The sequence below is a fragment of the uncultured Albimonas sp. genome (genome assembly GCF_963977235.1).
Lineage (GTDB): Bacteria > Pseudomonadota > Alphaproteobacteria > Rhodobacterales > Rhodobacteraceae > Albimonas.
Window position 1 is genome coordinate 44,763 of sequence record NZ_CAXBOD010000015.1, and the last position, 18,098, is coordinate 62,860.

The window sequence follows — 18,098 nt, forward strand, 5'->3', positions numbered from 1 at the left end:
TGTGGCGGACGGCCCCTCGCCGTCCGGGCCCAATCAGTGACGCGAAGCGGGGCGGGAGGAAAGGGGCTCAGCGTCCCTCTGCGGGCAGCGGACGGGGCGAGGGGCGCGCCAGCGACCTCACGCGTCGGCCGAGCGGGATCAGCGCGGGGAGGGCGGCGACGGCCAGCACCAGGACGGCCGGGCGGGCAGAGGCGAGGTCGAGGTTGGCGGCCAGGATCCGCTCGGCCGGCAGCCCGGTGAGGGTGTCGTGCCAGAGGTATTCGGCGCCCGCCGTCGCCGCGGCGGCCAGAGCGGCGACCGCGAGGATGCGAAGCTCCGGCCAGGGCCGGCCGGGGGCGAGACCGATGGCGGTCCGGTGCAGCATCAGGGCGGCGAACAGGCCGAACAGGAAGGCGGGCTCGGCCACGTCCAGCTTCTCCTGCAGCGCAAAATGGGCGAGGCCGAGCACGGCGATCAGGTAGGCCACCCGATGCAGGCGGCGCCAGTTGGCGCCCATCGCCCGGATCGCCCGGTCGAAGGAGGTCGCGGCGAGCGCGCAGAACCCCAGCAGCGCCGCGAAGCCGATCGCGAGATACAGGCGCTGCACGATCTCGGAGGCGACGCGCAGGAGCTGGAGCTGCTGCTCGACGACGTAGAGGCCGAAGTGGGCGGCGGCGTAGGCGAAGGCGGTCAGCCCGATCATCCGGCGCACCTGGGCGAGCCGCCCCCAGCCGGTGATTCGACGCAGCGGCGTCAGCGCCAGCGACAAGAGCAGGAAGCGCAGGGCCCAGAGGCCGGTCAGATGCTCGGCCTGGTGGATCGGCTCGGCCCCCAGCGCCATCGGGCCCCAAGCGCCCGCAAGGGCCGCGGCCAGCCACAGGCCGGGCAGGATCGCGAGGGCGAAGGCCGCGCCGCGCAGGGCCGAGAGACGCCCGCCCCGGTCATGCCAGGGGGACCAGCCGCGGGCTGCGCCTCGCCATCCCTCGGGTCGTGCCGCGCGCGACTGGGCCATGCGCTCTCCTCCTGTCGTCCCGCGCCCGAAGGGGCGGCCGGGACTGGACTGCGGTCCCGACCAGTTACGGCGGATGCGGGCGCGACGCGCCCCCGCTCACGAAAATGTTGCGCGGATGCGAGTCGGGCGGCCCGGTTCGCGGGCGGTGGTTTCGGGCCCCGATCCGCGCTACATCAGCCGCGAGTCGACGACCCGAACCGGGTCGTCCGCTCCTGCGCCGTCCGGGAGCTTCGGGCACAGGCGCGCGGAGCAGAACACAGGAGGGCGCCATGGGTCTCGACCGCTCGGAAATCGCGAAACGGGCCGCCGCGAAGGCCGCCCTCGATCTTGTGCGGGACGGCATGCGTCTGGGCCTTGGCACCGGCTCGACCGCCAAGTGGTTTGTGGACCTGCTGGGCGAGCGGGCGAAGGCCGAGGGGCTTGAGCTGACCTGCGTGGCCACGAGCCTGCGCACCGCGCGCCATGCGGAGTCGGTGGGTCTGAAGGTGGTCACGCTCGACGAGGCCGGCTGGCTCGACCTGACGGTGGACGGCGCGGATGAGTTCGATCCCGACCTGAACCTGATCAAGGGCGGCGGCGGCGCGCTGCTGCAGGAGAAGATCGTGGCCACCGCCTCGGACCGGATGGTGGTGATCGCCGACCAGGGCAAGCAGGTGGAGCACCTGGGCGTGTTCCCGCTGCCGGTCGAGATCGTGACCTTCGGCTGGGAGACCACGAAGGCCATCGTCGAGGAGACGCTCGAGGATCTCGACGTCGCGGGCGCCCTGACCACGCTGCGGATGGACGGCGACGAGCCCTACGTTACCGACTGCGGCAACTACATCATCGACTGCCGCCTGAAGCGGATCGGCGACGCCGATGAACTGGCCACGCAGCTGAACTCGATCCCCGGCGTGGTCGAGACGGGCCTGTTCATCGACATCTGCGACCGGGTGATCGTGGGCTACGAGGACGGCGGCGTCGAGGTCCTGGAGATCGACGAGGACGAGGACGACGACGCCTTCGTCTGAACGCGTGCGAGCGCGATTGCGTGATCGCGCGCGAGCGCTTTTCCCGGGCATTCGCCCCCGCGTGTCCCCGGCGCCCATGGCGTCGGGGAGCCTGCGGGACTAAGTGTGACGGCGGATCAAGCCATGGGCCTGCAAGGGCGGGCTGAACGGGGGGAGAGGCGCATGTCTCACGACTACGACCTTATCGTCATCGGCGCGGGCTCGGGCGGAGTGCGCGCGGCGCGGATGTCCGCGCAGGCCGGCGCGAAGGTCGCGATCGTCGAGGAATACCGCTACGGCGGCACCTGCGTGATCCGGGGCTGCGTGCCCAAGAAGCTGATGGTCTACGCCTCGGGCTTCGCCGAGAGCTTCGAGGACGCCAGGGGCTTTGGCTGGAGCGTGGGCGAGACCCGCTTCTCCTGGCCCGCCTTCATGGCCGCCAAGAACGCCGAGATCGACCGGCTGGAAGGGATCTACGCTCGCAACCTGGGCGCCGCCGGGGTCGAGCTGCACCGGGCGAGGGGTGTGGTCACGGGGCCGCACTCGGTCCGGCTGAGCTCTCATGACCGGGATCTGACGGCGACACACATTCTGGTGGCGACCGGCGGCGCGCCCTTCGTGCCCGACATCCCCGGCGCCTGCCACGCGATCACCTCCAACGAGCTGTTCGAGCTGCCCGAGATGCCGAGGCGGGTGGTGATCGTGGGCGGCGGCTACATCGCCTGCGAGTTTGCGGGCGTGCTGAACGGGATGGGGGCGAAGGTCACCCAGCTCTACCGCGGCAAGCAGATCCTGCGCGGCTTCGACGGCGAGGTCGCGGGGTTCGTGCAGGACGAGATGATCAAGAAGGGCGTGGACGTGCGCCTGGAAAGCGACGTCGCCGCCATCGAGGAGCCGACCGGGGCCGGCATCGTCGTCGAGCTGACGGGCGGCGAGAAGATCGAGACCGATGCGGTGCTCTACGCCACCGGCCGGCATCCCAACACGCGAGGGGTCGGGCTGGAGGAGGCGGGCGTCAAGCTGGGTCCGAAGGGCGAGGTGGCGGTGGACGCGTATTCGCGCACCTCGGTCCCCTCGATCTGGGCGATCGGCGACGTCACCGACCGGGTGGCGCTGACGCCGGTGGCGATCCGCGAGGGCGCGGCCTTCGCGCGGACCGCCTTCGAGAACGCGCCGACGGCGGCCGATCACGAGCTGATCCCCACCGCGGTCTTCACCCAGCCCGAGATCGGGACCTGCGGGATGACCGAGGAAGAGGCGCGCGAGAGCCACGACATCGAGGTCTATTCGGCCGCGTTCCGCCCGATGCTGCACACGCTCTCGGGGCGCGACGAGCGGATGCTGATGAAACTGTTGGTGGACAAGCCCTCCCGCAAGGTGCTGGGCTGCCACGTGGTCGGTCATGCGGCGGGCGAGATGATCCAGCTGGCCGGCATCGCCATCAAGATGGGCGCCACGAAAGAGGACTTCGACCGCACCGTCGCGGTGCATCCCACCGCGGCCGAGGAGCTGGTGACCATGAAGACGCCCACGCGCTGAGCGCGAGGGCCCTGCGGGGCGCGAGGGTTTCCGCCCGCGCGCCCGGTCTGCTACACGACGAACCGAATTTTGCGCAAAAGATCCGGGAGGACATCAGGGTCATGCCCTTCTCCAACAACTCCGGCGGCCCATGGGGCGGCGGGGGTCGCGACAAGAACTCCGGCGGCGGCGATCGTGGCCCGTGGGGCGGGGGCGGCGGCTCCGGCGGCGGCGGGGGCGACCAGGGCCCCGACATGGACGAACTGCTGCGTCAGGGACGCGACCGCCTGAAAGTCATCTTCGGGGGCCAGAACGGCGGCGGCGGCGGACGCGGCGGCGGCGGTTCGGGTCTGCCAGAGGGCATCGGTCGGGGGGGCTACATCCTCGCGGCCGTCGCGCTGCTGGGCGCCTGGCTTGCGGCCTCGCTCTACACGGTCGACAACTCCGAGCAGTCCGTCGAGCTCCGCTTCGGCGAGCTTGCGGGGATCGGCCAGCCGGGTCTGAACCTCGCGCCCTGGCCGATCTACACCTACGAGGTGGTGCCGGTGACGCGTGAGAACGTGATCAACATCGGCCAGAACGTGCCCCGCACCAACGGCAGCCGCCAGACGGACGCGGGCCTGATCCTGACGAGCGACGAGAACATCGTCGACGTCGACTACCAGGTGGTCTGGAACATCGCGGATCCCGCGGGCTACCTGTTCAACCTCGCCGAGCCGGAATCGACCATCCGGGCCGTCTCCGAGGCGGCGATGCGCGAGGTGATCGGGCGCTCCGAGCTCTCGCCGATCCTCAACCGGGATCGCGCCATCGTCAGCCAGGACGTGCAGGCGCTGATCCAGTCCACGCTCGACAGCTACCAGTCCGGCGTGAACATCGTGCGGGTCAACTTCGACAAGGCCGACCCCCCGCGGGAGGTCATCGACGCGTTCCGCGACGTGCAGGCGGCCGGCCAGGACCGGGTCCGGCTGGAGAACCAGGCCGAGGCCTACGCCAACCGGGCGCTGGCCGAGGCGCGCGGTCAGTCCGCGCAGGTGGTGCAGGAGGCCGAAGCCTACGCCGCGCAGACCGTCAACGACGCGCGCGGCGAGGCGGCGCGCTTCGTATCGATCTTCGAGGCCTATGCCGAATCCAAGGACGTGACGCGCAAGCGTCTCTACCTCGAGACGATGGAGCGTGTTCTGGGCGATCTCGACAAGATCATCGTCAGCGACGGGATCGCGGGCGGCGGGAACGGCGGCGGACAGGGCGTGGTGCCCTACCTGCCGCTTGACCAGCTGCGTCGCGATCGGACCGGGGGGACGAACTGATGCGCAAGCTTCCCATCCTGATCGGCCTCGTCGTCGTCGTCGTCTTCGTGCTGGTCAACTCGATCTTCATCGTGGACGAGCGTCAGCAGGCCCTGAAACTGCAGTTCGGTCAGGTCGTCGGCAAGACCGAGGGCTACCGGGAGCCGGGTCTCTACTTCAAGATCCCGCTGGTCCAGAACGTCGTCTTCTACGAGGACCGCATCCTGCCGCTGGAAGGCGGCGAGCTGGAGGTGACCCCGATCGACGACCGCCGTCTGGTCGTCGACGCCTTCGCCCGCTGGCGGATCACCGATCCGGTGCGGTTCCGCCAGGCGGTCAACAGCGAGCTGAACGCCCTGCCGCGGCTGGAGCGGATCCTGAACGCCTCGCTCCGCGAGGTGCTGGGTTCGGTGACCTCCGACACGATCCTGTCGGACGAGCGGTCCGAGCTGATGACCCGCATCCGCGACACCACGCGGGCCCAGTCGCTGAACCTGGGCGTGCAGATCGTCGACGTGCGTCTGCGCCGGGTGGATCTGCCTCAGCAGAACCTGCAGGCGACCTTCCAGCGGATGCAGGCCGAGCGTGAGCGCGAAGCCGCCGACGAGCGGGCCCGAGGCGAGGAGGCCGCGCAGCGGATCCGCGCCAATGCGGATCGCCAGGCGATCGAGCTGGTCTCGGAAGCGCGGCGGGAGTCGGAGGTGATCCGAGGCGAGGCCGATGGCGAGCGCAACCGGATCTTCGCGACCTCCTACGGTCGGGACGAGGAGTTCTTCTCCTTCTACCGGTCGCTGCGGGCCTATGAGGTCGCGCTGAAGGGGAACAACTCGTCGATCGTGCTGACGCCCGACAGCGAGTTCTTCCAGTACTTTGGCGAGGGCAACCTCTCGGGGGCCTTCGTGGCCTCGACGGACGAGGAGCGTGCGGCCCGCGAGGCCGCGGCCTCGGAAGCGCCGAACGCCGAGGCGCCCGCCCCGGCCCCGGCCGAGCCGTCTTCGACCCCCGCTCCGGCCGGGCAGGCCGCGCCCTCGGGCGCTGCGCCTGCCGCGGACTGAGCGCGGGCCAGACGTGAACGGACCGGCGGCGCGAGCGATCGCGCCGCCGGTCTTCGTTTCGGGGGGACGCCGGCGCCCGGCAAGCCCCGCATTGCCTGCGCCCGTTGCCGGAGCCGTCGCCCGCCAAGCGTGACCTGATTTTCGCCCTCGGCGCGATCCTGGCCGTGGAGGGGCTGCTGCTGGCGACCTCGCCGCAACGGCTCGAGCGGCTGCTGGAATTCATGCGCGAGATGGGGCCCGAGCGTCTGCGCTATGCCGGGTTGGGCTGCGCGACGCTGGGCGTGGCGATCCTGCTGCTGGTGCGCTGAGGGCGCGCCGGGTCAGACCGGTTCGGTCGCCACGCGGGCAAGGGGGGCGAGCAGCGCCTCGGTTCGCCTCGGCTCGGCGAACGGATGGGCCAGGCGCACGGACTCGGGCGAGAGGCGCGAGAGCGCGCGCGCCACGGGATCGAGCGTGCGCGCGACCTCCGACGAGCGGCCGAGGGCGTCGAGGCAGGCGGCCTTCAGCAGGCGGGTCTGGGCCCAGTCGGGGCGAAGGGCGAGGGCGCGGTCGGCGCATTCCAGCGCGCCTTCCATGTCGCCGATGGCAAAGCGCGCCAACGCCGGGGCGCGGATCCAGGCGGCGGCCTCGGCCGCGCCAGGGGCGGCGGCAAGCGCGCGGGCGGCCCAGTCGCCAGCCTCGTCCGCGTCGCCGGCAAGGGCCAGAAGGCGCGCCATCTCGCCGATCGCCGGGGCGAAGCCGGGGGCGATCGTCAGGGCGCGGAGCTGGTGGGCGCGGGCGCCGTCAGGATCGAGCATCATCGAAGCCGCGAGGCCCAGCACGTGCTGGGGCCAGGGATCGCCCGGCGCCCGGCGAAGGGCGCGCAGGGCAAGCTCGCGCGCCCGGAACAGCGCCTCGCGCGGGCTCGCGGACCAGCCCGAGCCGCATTCCTCGAGATGGCTGAGCGCGAGCATGCAGAGCTCGGCCGCGTCCGCCTCGCCGGAGCGGGCGAGCGGTTCGAGCAGGGCGCGCGCCTCCTCCGCCGCGCGGGGCCCGCCGCGCATCACCAGCCCGCGGGCGCGCATCAGGCGCGGCCAGGGCCGGTCCGGGGGAGAGAGACTGTCCATCGCGGCGCGGGTCTCGAGCTCGGTCAGGTCGGCGCAGAGCGCGCCGGCGAGCGCCCGGCCAAGGCCGACGGCGGTCGAGAGTTCGCCGCCCGGCGCCATGGCGAGGCGCCGGGCGGCGACCGAGGCCGCGTCGCCCATGCGCGAGGCGGCGACCACCTCGGCCGCGGTCTCCTCCCCGATCTCGATGCGCAGGGTCACGGCGTAGTCGGCGGCGGCTGCAAGGTGGGCGATGGAAATGCCCGAGGCCTCGAGCGCCGCGGGGCCGCGCACGCGCATCCAGCAGATGCGGGAGAGCTGCTCGAGCGCGGCTTCGGCGACGGCCACGGCGACCGCGCTCGCGTCCGTCTGGCCAAGGCACGGGGCGAGCGCGACCAGCGGCCGGTCGTCGGGCGTGGGGGCGCGGGCGGCGCGCTCGACCATCGCCAGGGGCTTTGCCGTCGGCGTGCGGGGGGGGCGGGTCTCGGGGATCAGGGCCTCGAGGTCGATTTCGGGGGGGCCGCCGAGCTCTTCCTCGAACAGCGCGTTGCAGGCCTGAACCGCGCGCCTGGCCTGGGGAATGCGGCCGGCGGCGACGTGGATGCGCACCAGCGAGGCGTGCACGTCCTCCTGCAGGCTGTCGATGTCGAGCAGCTTGCGCGCGGCGGCGGCGGCGCGGTCGAGGCGCCCGGCGCTCTCGTCCAGAAGCATCAGACGCAGGAGGCCGTCGCCCACCGCCGCCTCGATCTGGGAATTGCGGGCCGCGACCCAGTCCTGGAAGATCGCCTCGGGGACCGCAAGCGGCGACAGCAGCGGACCGCCATAGGTCTCGATCAGCATCGCGAGGCCCGAGGTCTCGCGGGCGGCGTAGGCGATCTCGACCCGCTCGAGGTCGGTGACGACCGAGCCGGGGAGCAGGGCGATCTGGCCGCCGGGCGTCTCGATCACCTGGTCGAAGAGCGGGCCCATGGCGCGCTTCATCCGCCGCAGTTCCTGGCGCAGCGAGGCGCGGCCCTGGTCGGGGGAGCCCTGGGACCACAGCAGGTCGACCAGCACGTCGCGGGTCGCCGTGCGGCCGGGCTGCATCGAGAGATAGGCCAGCACCGCCAGGCCCTTGGCGCCAAGCCCCGTGAGCGCGGCGCCGCAGGGGCGTCGCGCCAGGGCTGCGCCCAGCAGGCGCAGCTCCATCGCGGGGCTGGCCGCCTCGCCGATCGATTGCGCCGAGTGCCTCACGGCTGTTCCGCCATCGTCTCTGGCCGCAGTTCCGCCTGCGCCGCCGCGCACCATGCCCACACCTTCCCCGTCGCGCGGCGCGCCCCTGCGAAGGTCCGCCGCGATTGGTCCCGTTGGTTGCCCCCTGGTCGGCGGGTCCGGCCCCCTCGCCGTCGCCTCCGACCCCGATCTCGGCGCCGTCGCTGGCGGCCTCGGCCCGGCCCTGCTATGCCGGTCGCAGCCGCGCATCGCCTGCGCGTTCTCAAGACCTTCCGCGCGCCGCGGGTCCTTGGCAAGGGGCAAGCGGGCGCCTCCTCCCGCCCCGGCTGGGGATCCGGCCGCCTGGCGGGCCTCCACCGGGAGCCATGATGAGCCACGAGACCGCCTCCACCGCCGCCGCATCCGTCGCCCTGGACGCGCCGACGCGCGAGCCCCACGGCCTGCCGCCCTTCGCCGCGGCCACGCCGCAGGCGATCCGCGAGGGCTTCGAGCGGGCGCTGGCCGATCACAAGGCCGAGATCGCCGCGATCCGCGATTCGGACGCGGCCCCCGACTTCGCCAACACCATCGAGGCGCTTGAGTCCGCGGGCCGCGGTCTGGGCCGGGTGGCGACGGTGTTCTACACGCTGGCCTCCACCTGCTCGGACGACGGGATCCGGGAGCTGGAGCGCGAGATGGCGCCGGTGATGTCGCGGCACTGGTCGGCCGTCTCGATGGATCCCAAGCTCGCCGCGCGGGTCGACGCCGTGCCCGACGCGGGGCTGAGCCCCGAGCAGGCGCGCGTCCTGTTCCTGTGGCGGCAGGGCTACGAGCGCTCCGGCGCGCGGCTCGACGACGCCGGGCGGGCGCGGCTGGCGGAGATCATGGAGGAGCTCTCGACGCTCGCCACCCGGTTCTCGCAGAACGTTCTGGCCGACGAGAGCGCCTGGTTCATGGAGCTGACGGCGGCCGATCTCGACGATCTGCCCGAGAGCCTGGTGGCCTCGGCGGCGCGGGCGGCGAAGGACCGGGGCAAGGACGGCCATGTGGTGACGCTGGCGCGGTCCTCGGTCGAGCCCTTCCTGAAGCTGGCGCCGCGGCGCGATCTGCGCGAGCGGGCCTGGCGGGCCTGGGTGTCGCGCGGAGCCAACGGGGGCGAGACCGACAACCGCGGGATCATCGCGCGCATCGTGGCGCTGCGGATCGAGCGGGCGAACCTGCTGGGCTTTGCGACCTTCGCCGATTTCAAGCTGGCGCCGGAGATGGCCAAGACCCCGGATGCGGTGCGCGAGCTGCTGATGCGGGTCTGGGGTCCGGCCAGGGCCAGGGCCGAGGCCGAGGCCGCGCGCCTGGGCGAGGTCGCGGCCGAGGAGGGCGCCAACCCCACGATCGAGGCCTGGGACTGGCGCTACTGGGCCGAGAAGGCCCGGGCCCGCGACCATGCGCTGTCGGAGGCGGAGCTGAAGCCCTACTTCCCGCTGTCGGGCATGATCGAGGCCGCGTTCGACTGCGCGGGCCGCCTGTTCGGGCTGGAGTTCCGCGAGGTCGAGGGCCTGACCCTGCACCATCCCGACGCCCGCGCCTGGGAGGTCAGCCGCGACGGCGAACCGATCGCGCTGTTCGTGGGCGACTATTTCGCCCGGCCCTCCAAGCGCTCGGGCGCCTGGATGAGCCAGATGGTGGGGCAGGAGGATTTCGATCCCGCCCTTGGCCGTGTGCGTCCGGTGATCCTCAACGTGATGAACTTCGCGCAGGGGGACGCGGAGACGCTGCTTTCGTTCGACGACGCCGGCACGCTGTTCCATGAGTTCGGGCATGCGCTGCACGGGATGCTGTCGGAGGTGAAGTATCCCTCCGTGTCGGGGACCTCGGTGGCGCGGGACTTCGTCGAACTGCCCTCGCAGCTCTACGAGCACTGGCTGGAGACGCCGGAGGTGCTGACCCGCCACGCCCGCCACTACCGGACGCGAGAGCCGATTCCCGCGGCGCTGATGGAGAAGATGCTGGCGGCGCGGAACTTCGGGCAGGGGTTCTCGACGGTCGAGTATCTGGCCTCGGCGCTGGTCGATCACGAGATGCACCGGCTGACCTCGGCCGACGGGTTCGAGGCGATGGAGTTCGAGGCCTCGGTGCTCAAGGGGATCGGGATGCCGGGCGCGATCGTCTCGCGCCATGCGGCCCCGCACTTCCTGCATGTGTTCTCGGGCGACGGCTATTCGGCGGGATACTACAGCTACATGTGGTCCGAGGTGATGGACGCCGACGCCTTTGCGGCCTTCGAGGAGGCGGGCGATCCGTTCGATCCGCAGACCGCCAGGCGCCTGGCCGACGAGATCCTGACGAAGGGCGGCAGCCGCGACCCGATGGAGGAATGGCTGGCCTTCCGGGGGCGCGAGCCGGATCCCGCGGCGATGCTCAAGGGCCGCGGCCTCGACGACGGCGCCTGAGGCCGGGCGCCGGGGCCTTTGGCCCTCGCGCCGTTGGGAACGGCAGGCGACGGGGACGGCAGGGCGGGGCGATGGTGACGCGCAGCGGCGCCGAGGGCCGCCCTGCCGTCCCGCGCTCAGGCCGGCTGGTCGAGGATCGCGAAGGGCTCGCGGTCGCCCTGCGCAAAGCGGCGCAGCGCCTGCGGATACAGGCGATGCTCCTGGCGCAGAACCCTCGCCGCGAGCGTGTCGGCGTCGTCGGAGGGCAGCACCGGAACCACCGCCTGGCCCAGAATCGGCCCGAGATCGAGCTCTCCCGTCACCTCATGCACCGTGCAGCCATGGATGGCGCAGCCGGCCTCGATCGCGCGGGCATGGGTGTGCAGGCCCGGGAACAGGGGCAGCAGCGAGGGGTGGATGTTCAGCATCCGTCCCGTGTGGCCCGCCACGAACTCCGGCGTCAGCACCCGCATGAAGCCGGCGAGGCAGATCAGGTCCGGGCGGGCTGCGGCGAGGGCGGCGTTCAGCTCGGCTTCGAAGGCGTGGCGGTCGCCCTTGTGGGGGCGGTGGTCGACCGCCGACGTGGCGACGCCCCGCGCCGCCGCTTTCGCAAGGCCGCCCGCGTCGGCGCGGTTCGAGAGGACCAGCGCCGGCTCGCAGGGGTGGTCGGGGTCGGCCATGTCGGCGAGCAGCGCCTCCATGTTCGAGCCGCCGCCCGAGATCAGGATCGCGACGCGGACCTTGGCGTTCACGCCAGCGTCCCGCGGTAGGAGACGCCCTCGCCCTGCGTGACCTCGCCGAGGCGGAAGACCGTCTCGCCCTCGGCCTCGAGCAGGGCGGAGAGCGCCTCGGCCCGCTTGGGTTCGACCACGATGCACAGGCCGACGCCGCAGTTGAAGACGCGCAGCAGTTCCGCCTCCTCCAGCCCGCCCGCATCGCGCAGCCAGGCGAAGACCGGCGGCAGCGTCCAGGAGGAGAGGTCGAGCGCGGCGCCCAGGCCCTCGGGCAGGACGCGGGGCAGGTTCTCGGTCAGGCCGCCGCCGGTGATGTGCGCGAAGCCGCGCACCCCGCCCGCGCGGAAGGCGGCGAGCGCCGGGCGCACGTAGATGCGGGTGGGGGTCAGCAGCGCCTCGCCCAGCGTGCCCTCGGAGAAGGGCGAGGGCGCCTCCCAGGTCAGGCCGGCATGATCGGCGACGCGGCGGACCAGCGAGAAGCCGTTGGAGTGGACGCCGTCGGAGGCCAGCCCCAGGATCACGTCGCCCGGCTGCGCCTCGGTCGGCAGGGTCTGGCCGCGCTCGGCCGCGCCGACGGCGAAGCCTGCGAGGTCGAAGTCGCCGGCCGCGTACATGCCGGGCATCTCGGCGGTCTCGCCCCCGATCAGGGCGCAGCCGGCGGTGCGGCAGCCCGCGGCGATGCCCTCGACCACGCGCGCGGCCTCGTCGACCGAGAGCTTGCCGGTGGCGAAATAGTCGAGGAAGAACAGGGGCTCCGCGCCCTGGCAGATCAGGTCGTTGACGCACATGGCGACCAGGTCGACGCCCACGCCGTCGAGGTGGCCGGTGTCGATGGCGATGCGCAGCTTGGTGCCCACGCCGTCGGTGGCCGCGACCAGCACCGGGTCCTGGAAGCCGGCCGCCTTCAGGTCGAAGAGCCCGCCAAAGCCGCCCAGCGCGTCGGCGACGCCGGGGCGGCGGGTGGAGGCGGCCGCGGGGCCGATGCGCTTGACCAGGTCGTCGCCCGCGTCGATGTCCACGCCCGCGTCGCGGTAGGTGAGGCCGTTGCGGCGGGTCATGGCGGCTGTCCTCGCATCCCGTTGGGTTCGCCGCCCGTTTAGCGCGGGCCGGGAGCGGAGGAAAGCCGGTGCGCGGCCTCAGGCGGGCAGGGAGGCCGCCTCGCGGAACGCCAGGCAGGCGTTGACCCCGCCAAAGCCGAAGGCGTTGGAGAGCGCGGCCCGGATCGGGCGGGCGACGGGGCCGTCCGTCGCCAGCGTCCAGCCTCGGGCGGCGGGATCGGGGGCGGAGAGATTCGCGGCCGGCGGGATCGTCTGGCGGCGCAGGATCTCGACCGTGATCGCGGCCTCAATGGCCCCGGCGGCGCCGAGGAGGTGGCCGGTGTTGGCCTTGGTGGCGGTGACGGCGAGGTCGCGCCCTCGTCCGGGCAGGGCGGCGGCGAGGGCGGCGAGTTCGGCCGCGTCGCCCACGGGCGTCGAGGTGGAGTGGGCGTTGACGTAGTCGACTTCGCCCGGCGCGAGGCCGGCCATGGCCATCGCCTTCTCCATCGCCGCGCGCGGTCCGCGGCCGTCGGGGTGGCCCGCCGTGAGCTGGTAGGCGTCGGCGGCGCCTCCGTGGCCGGCCAGCACCGCGAGCGGCGTCGCGCCGCGGGCGCGGGCGTGGGAGAGGGTCTCGATCACCAGCGCCGCCGCGCCTTCCGACAGGACGAAGCCGGCCCGGGCCTGGTCGAGGGGGCGGGAGGCCTCCTCGGGGCGGTCGTTGAACTCGGTCGCGAGCGCTCGGGCCGCGCAGAACCCGCCGATGGAAATGGGGTCGACGCAGGCGTCGGCGCCGCCGACGAGGGCGACGTCGGCCTCGCCCGAGCGGATCAGGCGCATGCCGTCGGCGATGGCCTGGGCGGAGGCGGCGCAGGCCGTGGTGGGCGCGCCGATAGGGCCCGAGAAGCCGTGGCGGATCGAGATCCAGCCGGCGGCGAGGTTGGGCAGGAACGAGGGCACCACGAAGGGCGACAGGCGGCGGGGCCCGCGCGCGCGGATCGTGTCCATGGCGTGGGTCATGGCCGGCACGCCGCCGACGCCGGTTCCCACGATCGTGGCCGTCCGCGAGCGAGGCTCGCCCTCCGTGGGGGCCCAGCCCGCCTGGGCGAGCGCCTGGGAGGCGGCGACAAGCCCGTAGAGGATGAACAGGTCCATCTTTCGCAGGTCCTTGCCGTCGACGTGGTCGAGCGGGTCGAGCCCGTCGGCCTCGTCGCGTCCGGGAACCAGGCCGGCGATGCGGCAGGGATAGTCGGAGACGTCGAAGCGGTCGTTGGCCCGGATGCCGCTGCGTCCGGCCATCAGCGCGCGCCAGGTGGCCTCGATCCCCACGCCGAGGGGCGAGACGGCGCCGAGGCCGGTCACCACGATGGGATCTCGGGGATCGGGGAGGGTCACGGGGGGAAAGGTCATGGCGGCCTCGCTGGTGCAGATGCACTGTGTATATGCACAACGCTAGGCGCAGGCAAGGCGCGGAGCGATGAAAGGGGGTCACATCGGCGCCAGCCGATGGCGGCCGAGGGGGGCTCGATGCCCCCTGAGGACGCCACCTGGTACGGGGGCGGAGGCGTCAGGCGCGGGTGAGCAGGCCCAGCATGTGGAGGAAGGCGTCGGGGTCGGTGTCGTCGAGCCGGCCGCGGATTTCGGCCTGGGCCTCCCGCCAGACGGGCATCAGGCGGTCGAGCAGGGCCTCGCCCTCCGGCGTCAGGGCGCAGCGGCGGGCGTTGCCCACGCCGCCGGCGTCCTTGCGCGCCAGACCCCTGCGCTCGAGCAGGTCGAGATTGCGCGACAGGGTGGTGCGGTCCATCGCAATGCGCTCGGCGTGTTCGGAGAGGGTTCGGTCGGCCTTCTCGCGGATCGAGCCCATCACCGAGAACTGCGCCAGCGTGACGCCATGCTCGCGCAGCCGGGCGTCGTAGCGCCGGGTCAGGGCGCGGGCCGCGCGGATGGTCGACAGGACCAGGCAGGTGGAGAGTTCGGAGGCCATGATCCGGGCTAGCGCCGGGGAGCCGGAGGATCAAGGGCTTCCGAGCGCGCGCGGTCGTCGAGCCGCGAGGACCCGGCAGGCCGTGCGGCGCCCGGTGGCGCGCGGGACGCCAGGGGGGCGCAACAGGAAAGCGCCCGCGACGTGTCCGCCGCGGGCGCTCGGGGGATTCGGCTGCGACCGGATCCGGGGTTCAGAGACGCTCGTCGTCGTCCGAGCCGCGGGGATCGGAGAGCAGGCCTTCGCCGTCCTCGTCTTCCTCGAACAGCTCCTGGATGTCGAACTCGGCGGCCGCTTCCTCTTCGGCGCGGGCCTCCTGGATCGACTTGCCGGTGGCCTGAAGCTCCGCTTCCTCGTTCGAGCGCGCGACGTTGATCGCCACGGTCGCCGAGACCTCCGGGTGGAGGATGATGCGGATCTCGTGCAGCCCGAGCTCCTTGACCGGCTTGTCGAGGTTCACCTGGCGGCGATCCACGGTGAAGCCGTTCTCGGTGGCGGCCTCGGCGACGTCACGGGTGGTGACGGAGCCGTAGAGCGCGCCCATCTCGGACGCCGAGCGGATGATGACGAAGGACTGACCGTCGAGCTTGGCGGCGACGGCCTCGGCCTCCTTCTTGAGCTCGAGGTTGCGGACCTCGAGCTGGGCGCGCTGGGCCTCGAACTGGGCCATGTTGGCCTTCGTCGCCCGCAGGGCCTTGCCCTGGGCGAGAAGGAAGTTGCGGCCGTAGCCGGGCTTCACGGAGACGACGTCTCCCATCTGGCCCAGCTTTTCGACGCGCTCGAGAAGAACCACTTCCATCGGTCTGCTCCTCAGTTGATCGCGTAGGGCAGCAGGGCGAGGAAGCGCGAACGCTTGATGGCCTTGGCCAGCTCACGCTGCTTCTTCGCCGAGACGGCGGTGATGCGGGAGGGGACGATCTTGCCGCGCTCGGAGATGTAGCGCTGCAGGAGCTTCACGTCCTTGTAGTCGATCTTCGGCGCGTTCTCGCCGGAGAACGGGCAGGTCTTGCGACGGCGGAAAAAGGGCTTGCGAGCCATGGGTCAGTCTCCTTTCTTCGCTCAGTCGCGACGCGGGCCGCGGGGACCACGGTCACGGCCGCCACGGCCGCCGCGGTCGTCGCGGGAATTCTTCGCCTGCAGCACGGCCGAGGGGCCTTCCTCGAGCGCATCGACCTTCACGGTCAGCACGCGCAGGACGTCGTCGTGGAGGCGCATCAGGCGCTCCATCTCCATGACCGCGGCCGAGGGGCTGTCGGTCTTGAGATAGGCGTAGTGGCCCTTGCGGTTCTTGTTGATCTTGTAGGCGAGAGTCCGCACGCCCCAGTACTCGGAGCCCTGGACGTCGCCGCCGTTGTCCTTGAGAACCTGGCCGAAGTGCTCGATCAGCCCCTCGGCCTGCGCGTTGGACAGGTCCTGACGCGCGATGAAGACGTGCTCGTAGAGCGCCATCTGGTCATCCTTCATCATGTCGACGCTTCAAAACGCGGGGGCGAAGCCTTCCGAAGCCCGCATACGAGAGGCGCGACGGCAACCGTTTTCGGAAGGAAGCGGGCGTATGGCCGATTTCGCGGCGAAACGCAAGGGCCGCGCCTGCGCGGAGGCCCCGGCGGCCCGCGCCGGTTGCGGCGCGGGGGAGGGGAGGCTAGAGCGGAGCCGAGGCAGTTAAGGGAGGATCTCGCGTGCGCGCATTCGTGTTCCCGGGACAGGGCGCCCAGGCGGTGGGCATGGGCAAGGCCCTGGCGGAGGCCTATCCGGCCGCGGCGGCCGTGTTCGAGGAGGTCGACGACGCGCTGGGCGAGAAGCTGAGCGCAATGATCTGGGAGGGGCCGGCCGAGGCGCTGACCCTGACCGCCAACACCCAGCCGGCGCTGTTCGCGACCTCGATCGCGGCGATGCGGGCGCTGGAGGCCGAGGGCGTGACCATCGCCGACGCGGCCTTCGTGGCGGGACACTCGCTGGGCGAGTACTCGGCGCTGTGCGCCGCGGGCGCGCTGGAGGTGGGGGCGGCCGCGAAGCTTCTGCGCCTGCGCGGCGAGGCGATGCAGGCGGCCTGCGCGCCGGGCGTCGGCGCGATGGCGGCGATCCTGGGCCTGGGGCTTGAGGCCGCGCAGAAGGCCGCCGCCGAGGGCGCCCAGGGCGAAGTCTGCGAGGCGGCCAACGACAACGAGCCCACGCAGGTGGTGATCTCGGGTCACAAGGGCGCGGTCGAGCGGGCGATCGAGGCGGCCAAGGCGCTTGGCGCCAAGCGCGGCATGCTGCTGCCGGTGAGCGCGCCGTTCCATTGCGCGCTGATGCAGCCGGCCGCCGACAAGATGGCCGAGGCGCTGGCTGGCGTGGAGATCAAGGCGCCGGCCGTGCCCGTGGTCTCGAACGTGAAGGCCGAGGGTGTTTCGGACCCCGACGAGATCCGGAAACTGCTGGTGGCGCAGGTGACCGGCGCGGTGCGCTGGCGCGAGGACGTGCTGTGGATGCAGTCCCAGGGCGTGACCGAGCTGGTCGAGATCGGCGCGGGCAAGGTGCTGTGCGGGCTCGCGCGGCGCATCGACAAGGGGCTGGCCGCGAAGGCCGTGAACGGTCCCGAGGACGCGAAGGCCGTGGCGGCCGCGATCAAGGGAGACGCCTGATGTTCGATCTGACCGGCAAGCGGGCGCTGGTGACCGGCGCCTCGGGCGGCATCGGCGGCGAGGTTGCGCGCGCGATGCACGCGCAGGGCGCGACGGTCGCGCTGTCTGGCACCCGCACCGAGCCGTTGGAAGCGCTGGCCGCGGAGCTGGGCGAGCGGGCGTTCGTGACGCCCTGCAACCTCGGCGACGCGGCCGCGGTCGAGGCGCTGCCCAAGACCGCCGCAGAGGCGATGGGCGGGGTGGACGTGCTGGTGAACAACGCCGGCGTCACCCGCGACCAGCTGTTCATGCGCATGTCCGACGAGGATTTCGAGACGGTCCTGCAGATCAACCTGATGGCGGCGTTCCGCCTCTCGCGCGGGGTGCTGCGCGGGATGATGAAGGCGCGTTGGGGGCGGATCATCTCGGTCACCTCGATCGTGGGCGTGACGGGCAACCCGGGGCAGGGGAACTACGCCGCCTCGAAGGCCGGGCTGATCGGCATGTCCAAGAGCCTTGCGGGCGAGGTCGCGGGGCGCGGCATCACCGTGAACTGCATCGCGCCGGGCTTCATCGAGACCGCGATGACCCAGAAGCTGGCCGATGCGCAGAAGGAGAAGCTGCTGGCGGGCATCCCGGCCGGGCGCATGGGCTCGGCGCAGGAGATCGCGGCGGCCGCGGTCTATCTCGCCTCGAGCGAGGCGGGCTACACCACCGGCGCGACCTTGCATGTCAACGGCGGCATGGCGATGATCTGAGGGCGCGGGGCGGCGGCCCGGAGGCCGCCGGGCGGGGGCGATTCAATGTTGCCACCCCCGGAGGCTATGATATAGCCGCCCCACATGCGACGGACCGGGTCACCGGCCCGTCGGACAGGTTTCCGGACCGTGGCGAGGACGCCGCGGGACGCGATCAAGGGACGACAGGCCCGGATACAGGGCCAAGAGGAGTGAGGATTCTCTCATGAGCGACATCGCCGAGCGCGTGAAGAAGATCGTGGTCGAGCACCTGTCCGTCGAAGAGGACAAGGTCACCGAGAGCGCCAGCTTCATCGACGACCTGGGCGCCGACTCGCTGGACACCGTCGAGCTGGTCATGGCGTTCGAGGAGGAGTTCGGGATCGAGATCCCCGACGACGCCGCCGAGACCATCCAGACGGTCGGCGACGCCGTGAAGTTCATCTCCGAGAACGCCGCGAGCTGATC

18 protein-coding genes are annotated in these 18,098 nt (G+C 72.2%); 9 read left to right on the top strand and 9 right to left on the bottom strand.

The features are described 5' to 3' along the window. Positions 1 to 67: 67 nt before the first annotated feature. Positions 68 to 991 (bottom strand): ferric reductase-like transmembrane domain-containing protein, encoded by a 924-nt coding sequence (locus tag AAC134_RS09950; protein WP_339948933.1) that lies wholly within the window; start codon positions 989 to 991, stop codon positions 68 to 70. A 269-nt stretch (positions 992 to 1,260) separates the two neighbouring features. Between AAC134_RS09950 and rpiA the strand changes: the two genes are divergently transcribed. From rpiA to AAC134_RS09975, 5 genes are all read left to right on the top strand, one after another. Beyond that, a complete protein-coding gene (rpiA, locus tag AAC134_RS09955; RefSeq protein ID WP_339948934.1) occupies positions 1,261 to 2,001 on the top strand; it encodes a ribose-5-phosphate isomerase RpiA in 741 nt (246 codons plus the stop codon). A 162-nt stretch (positions 2,002 to 2,163) separates the two neighbouring features. After that, a complete protein-coding gene (gor, locus tag AAC134_RS09960) occupies positions 2,164 to 3,519 on the top strand; it encodes a glutathione-disulfide reductase (RefSeq protein ID WP_339948935.1) in 1,356 nt (451 codons plus the stop codon). A gap of 101 nt (positions 3,520 to 3,620) precedes the next feature. Continuing rightward, entirely contained in the window at positions 3,621 to 4,808 is a 1,188-nt protein-coding gene (hflK, locus tag AAC134_RS09965; RefSeq protein ID WP_339948936.1) for an FtsH protease activity modulator HflK, read from the top strand. After that, positions 4,808 to 5,842, top strand: coding sequence for a protease modulator HflC (locus tag AAC134_RS09970; protein ID WP_339948937.1), 1,035 nt, complete (start codon positions 4,808 to 4,810; stop codon positions 5,840 to 5,842). Before hflK ends, AAC134_RS09970 begins: the two co-directional genes overlap by 1 nt. Positions 5,843 to 5,946: 104 nt before the next feature. Further along, positions 5,947 to 6,150 (top strand): DUF2065 domain-containing protein, encoded by a 204-nt coding sequence (locus tag AAC134_RS09975; RefSeq protein WP_339948938.1) that lies wholly within the window; start codon positions 5,947 to 5,949, stop codon positions 6,148 to 6,150. 12 nt (positions 6,151 to 6,162) lie between these two features. Here the strand turns inward: AAC134_RS09975 and AAC134_RS09980 are convergent, their stop codons facing one another. Next, complete coding sequence (locus AAC134_RS09980; RefSeq protein ID WP_339948939.1) at positions 6,163 to 8,157, bottom strand: BTAD domain-containing putative transcriptional regulator; 1,995 nt, start codon at positions 8,155 to 8,157, stop codon at positions 6,163 to 6,165. A gap of 347 nt (positions 8,158 to 8,504) precedes the next feature. Between AAC134_RS09980 and AAC134_RS09985 the strand changes: the two genes are divergently transcribed. Next, complete coding sequence (locus AAC134_RS09985; RefSeq protein WP_339948940.1) at positions 8,505 to 10,562, top strand: M3 family metallopeptidase; 2,058 nt, start codon at positions 8,505 to 8,507, stop codon at positions 10,560 to 10,562. A gap of 116 nt (positions 10,563 to 10,678) precedes the next feature. Here AAC134_RS09985 and purN read toward each other — a convergent pair whose 3' ends face one another. The 7 genes from purN to rpsF all read right to left on the bottom strand — a co-directional run bounded on the left by purN (position 10,679) and on the right by rpsF (position 15,739). Next, positions 10,679 to 11,293 (bottom strand): phosphoribosylglycinamide formyltransferase, encoded by a 615-nt coding sequence (purN, locus tag AAC134_RS09990; RefSeq protein ID WP_339948941.1) that lies wholly within the window; start codon positions 11,291 to 11,293, stop codon positions 10,679 to 10,681. Then, positions 11,290 to 12,333 (bottom strand): phosphoribosylformylglycinamidine cyclo-ligase, encoded by a 1,044-nt coding sequence (gene purM / locus AAC134_RS09995; RefSeq protein WP_339948942.1) that lies wholly within the window; start codon positions 12,331 to 12,333, stop codon positions 11,290 to 11,292. Before purM ends, purN begins: the two co-directional genes overlap by 4 nt. 78 nt (positions 12,334 to 12,411) lie before the next feature. Beyond that, the gene (locus AAC134_RS10000) at positions 12,412 to 13,719 is read right to left on the bottom strand and encodes a beta-ketoacyl-ACP synthase (protein WP_339948943.1); all 1,308 of its coding nucleotides are present in this window, start codon (positions 13,717 to 13,719) and stop codon (positions 12,412 to 12,414) included. A 157-nt stretch (positions 13,720 to 13,876) separates the two neighbouring features. After that, complete coding sequence (locus tag AAC134_RS10005) at positions 13,877 to 14,293, bottom strand: MarR family winged helix-turn-helix transcriptional regulator (RefSeq protein WP_339948944.1); 417 nt, start codon at positions 14,291 to 14,293, stop codon at positions 13,877 to 13,879. A gap of 190 nt (positions 14,294 to 14,483) precedes the next feature. Continuing rightward, positions 14,484 to 15,089, bottom strand: a complete 606-nt coding sequence (gene rplI, locus AAC134_RS10010) for a 50S ribosomal protein L9 (RefSeq protein WP_339948945.1) — start codon at positions 15,087 to 15,089, stop codon at positions 14,484 to 14,486. 11 nt (positions 15,090 to 15,100) lie between these two features. Next, positions 15,101 to 15,328: a 30S ribosomal protein S18 gene (rpsR, locus tag AAC134_RS10015; protein WP_092860043.1), complete on the bottom strand. Its 228-nt coding sequence runs from the start codon at positions 15,326 to 15,328 to the stop codon at positions 15,101 to 15,103. A 21-nt stretch (positions 15,329 to 15,349) separates the two neighbouring features. Further along, positions 15,350 to 15,739, bottom strand: coding sequence for a 30S ribosomal protein S6 (gene rpsF / locus AAC134_RS10020; protein WP_339948970.1), 390 nt, complete (start codon positions 15,737 to 15,739; stop codon positions 15,350 to 15,352). A 230-nt stretch (positions 15,740 to 15,969) separates the two neighbouring features. Here rpsF and fabD point away from each other — a divergent pair, with 230 nt between their 5' ends. From fabD to AAC134_RS10035, 3 genes are all read left to right on the top strand, one after another. Next, the gene (gene fabD, locus AAC134_RS10025) at positions 15,970 to 16,914 is read left to right on the top strand and encodes an ACP S-malonyltransferase (RefSeq protein WP_339948946.1); all 945 of its coding nucleotides are present in this window, start codon (positions 15,970 to 15,972) and stop codon (positions 16,912 to 16,914) included. After that, complete coding sequence (fabG, locus tag AAC134_RS10030; RefSeq protein WP_339948947.1) at positions 16,914 to 17,651, top strand: 3-oxoacyl-[acyl-carrier-protein] reductase; 738 nt, start codon at positions 16,914 to 16,916, stop codon at positions 17,649 to 17,651. Before fabD ends, fabG begins: the two co-directional genes overlap by 1 nt. 205 nt (positions 17,652 to 17,856) lie before the next feature. Further along, positions 17,857 to 18,096: an acyl carrier protein gene (locus tag AAC134_RS10035; RefSeq protein ID WP_092860046.1), complete on the top strand. Its 240-nt coding sequence runs from the start codon at positions 17,857 to 17,859 to the stop codon at positions 18,094 to 18,096. Positions 18,097 to 18,098 lie beyond the last annotated feature (2 nt).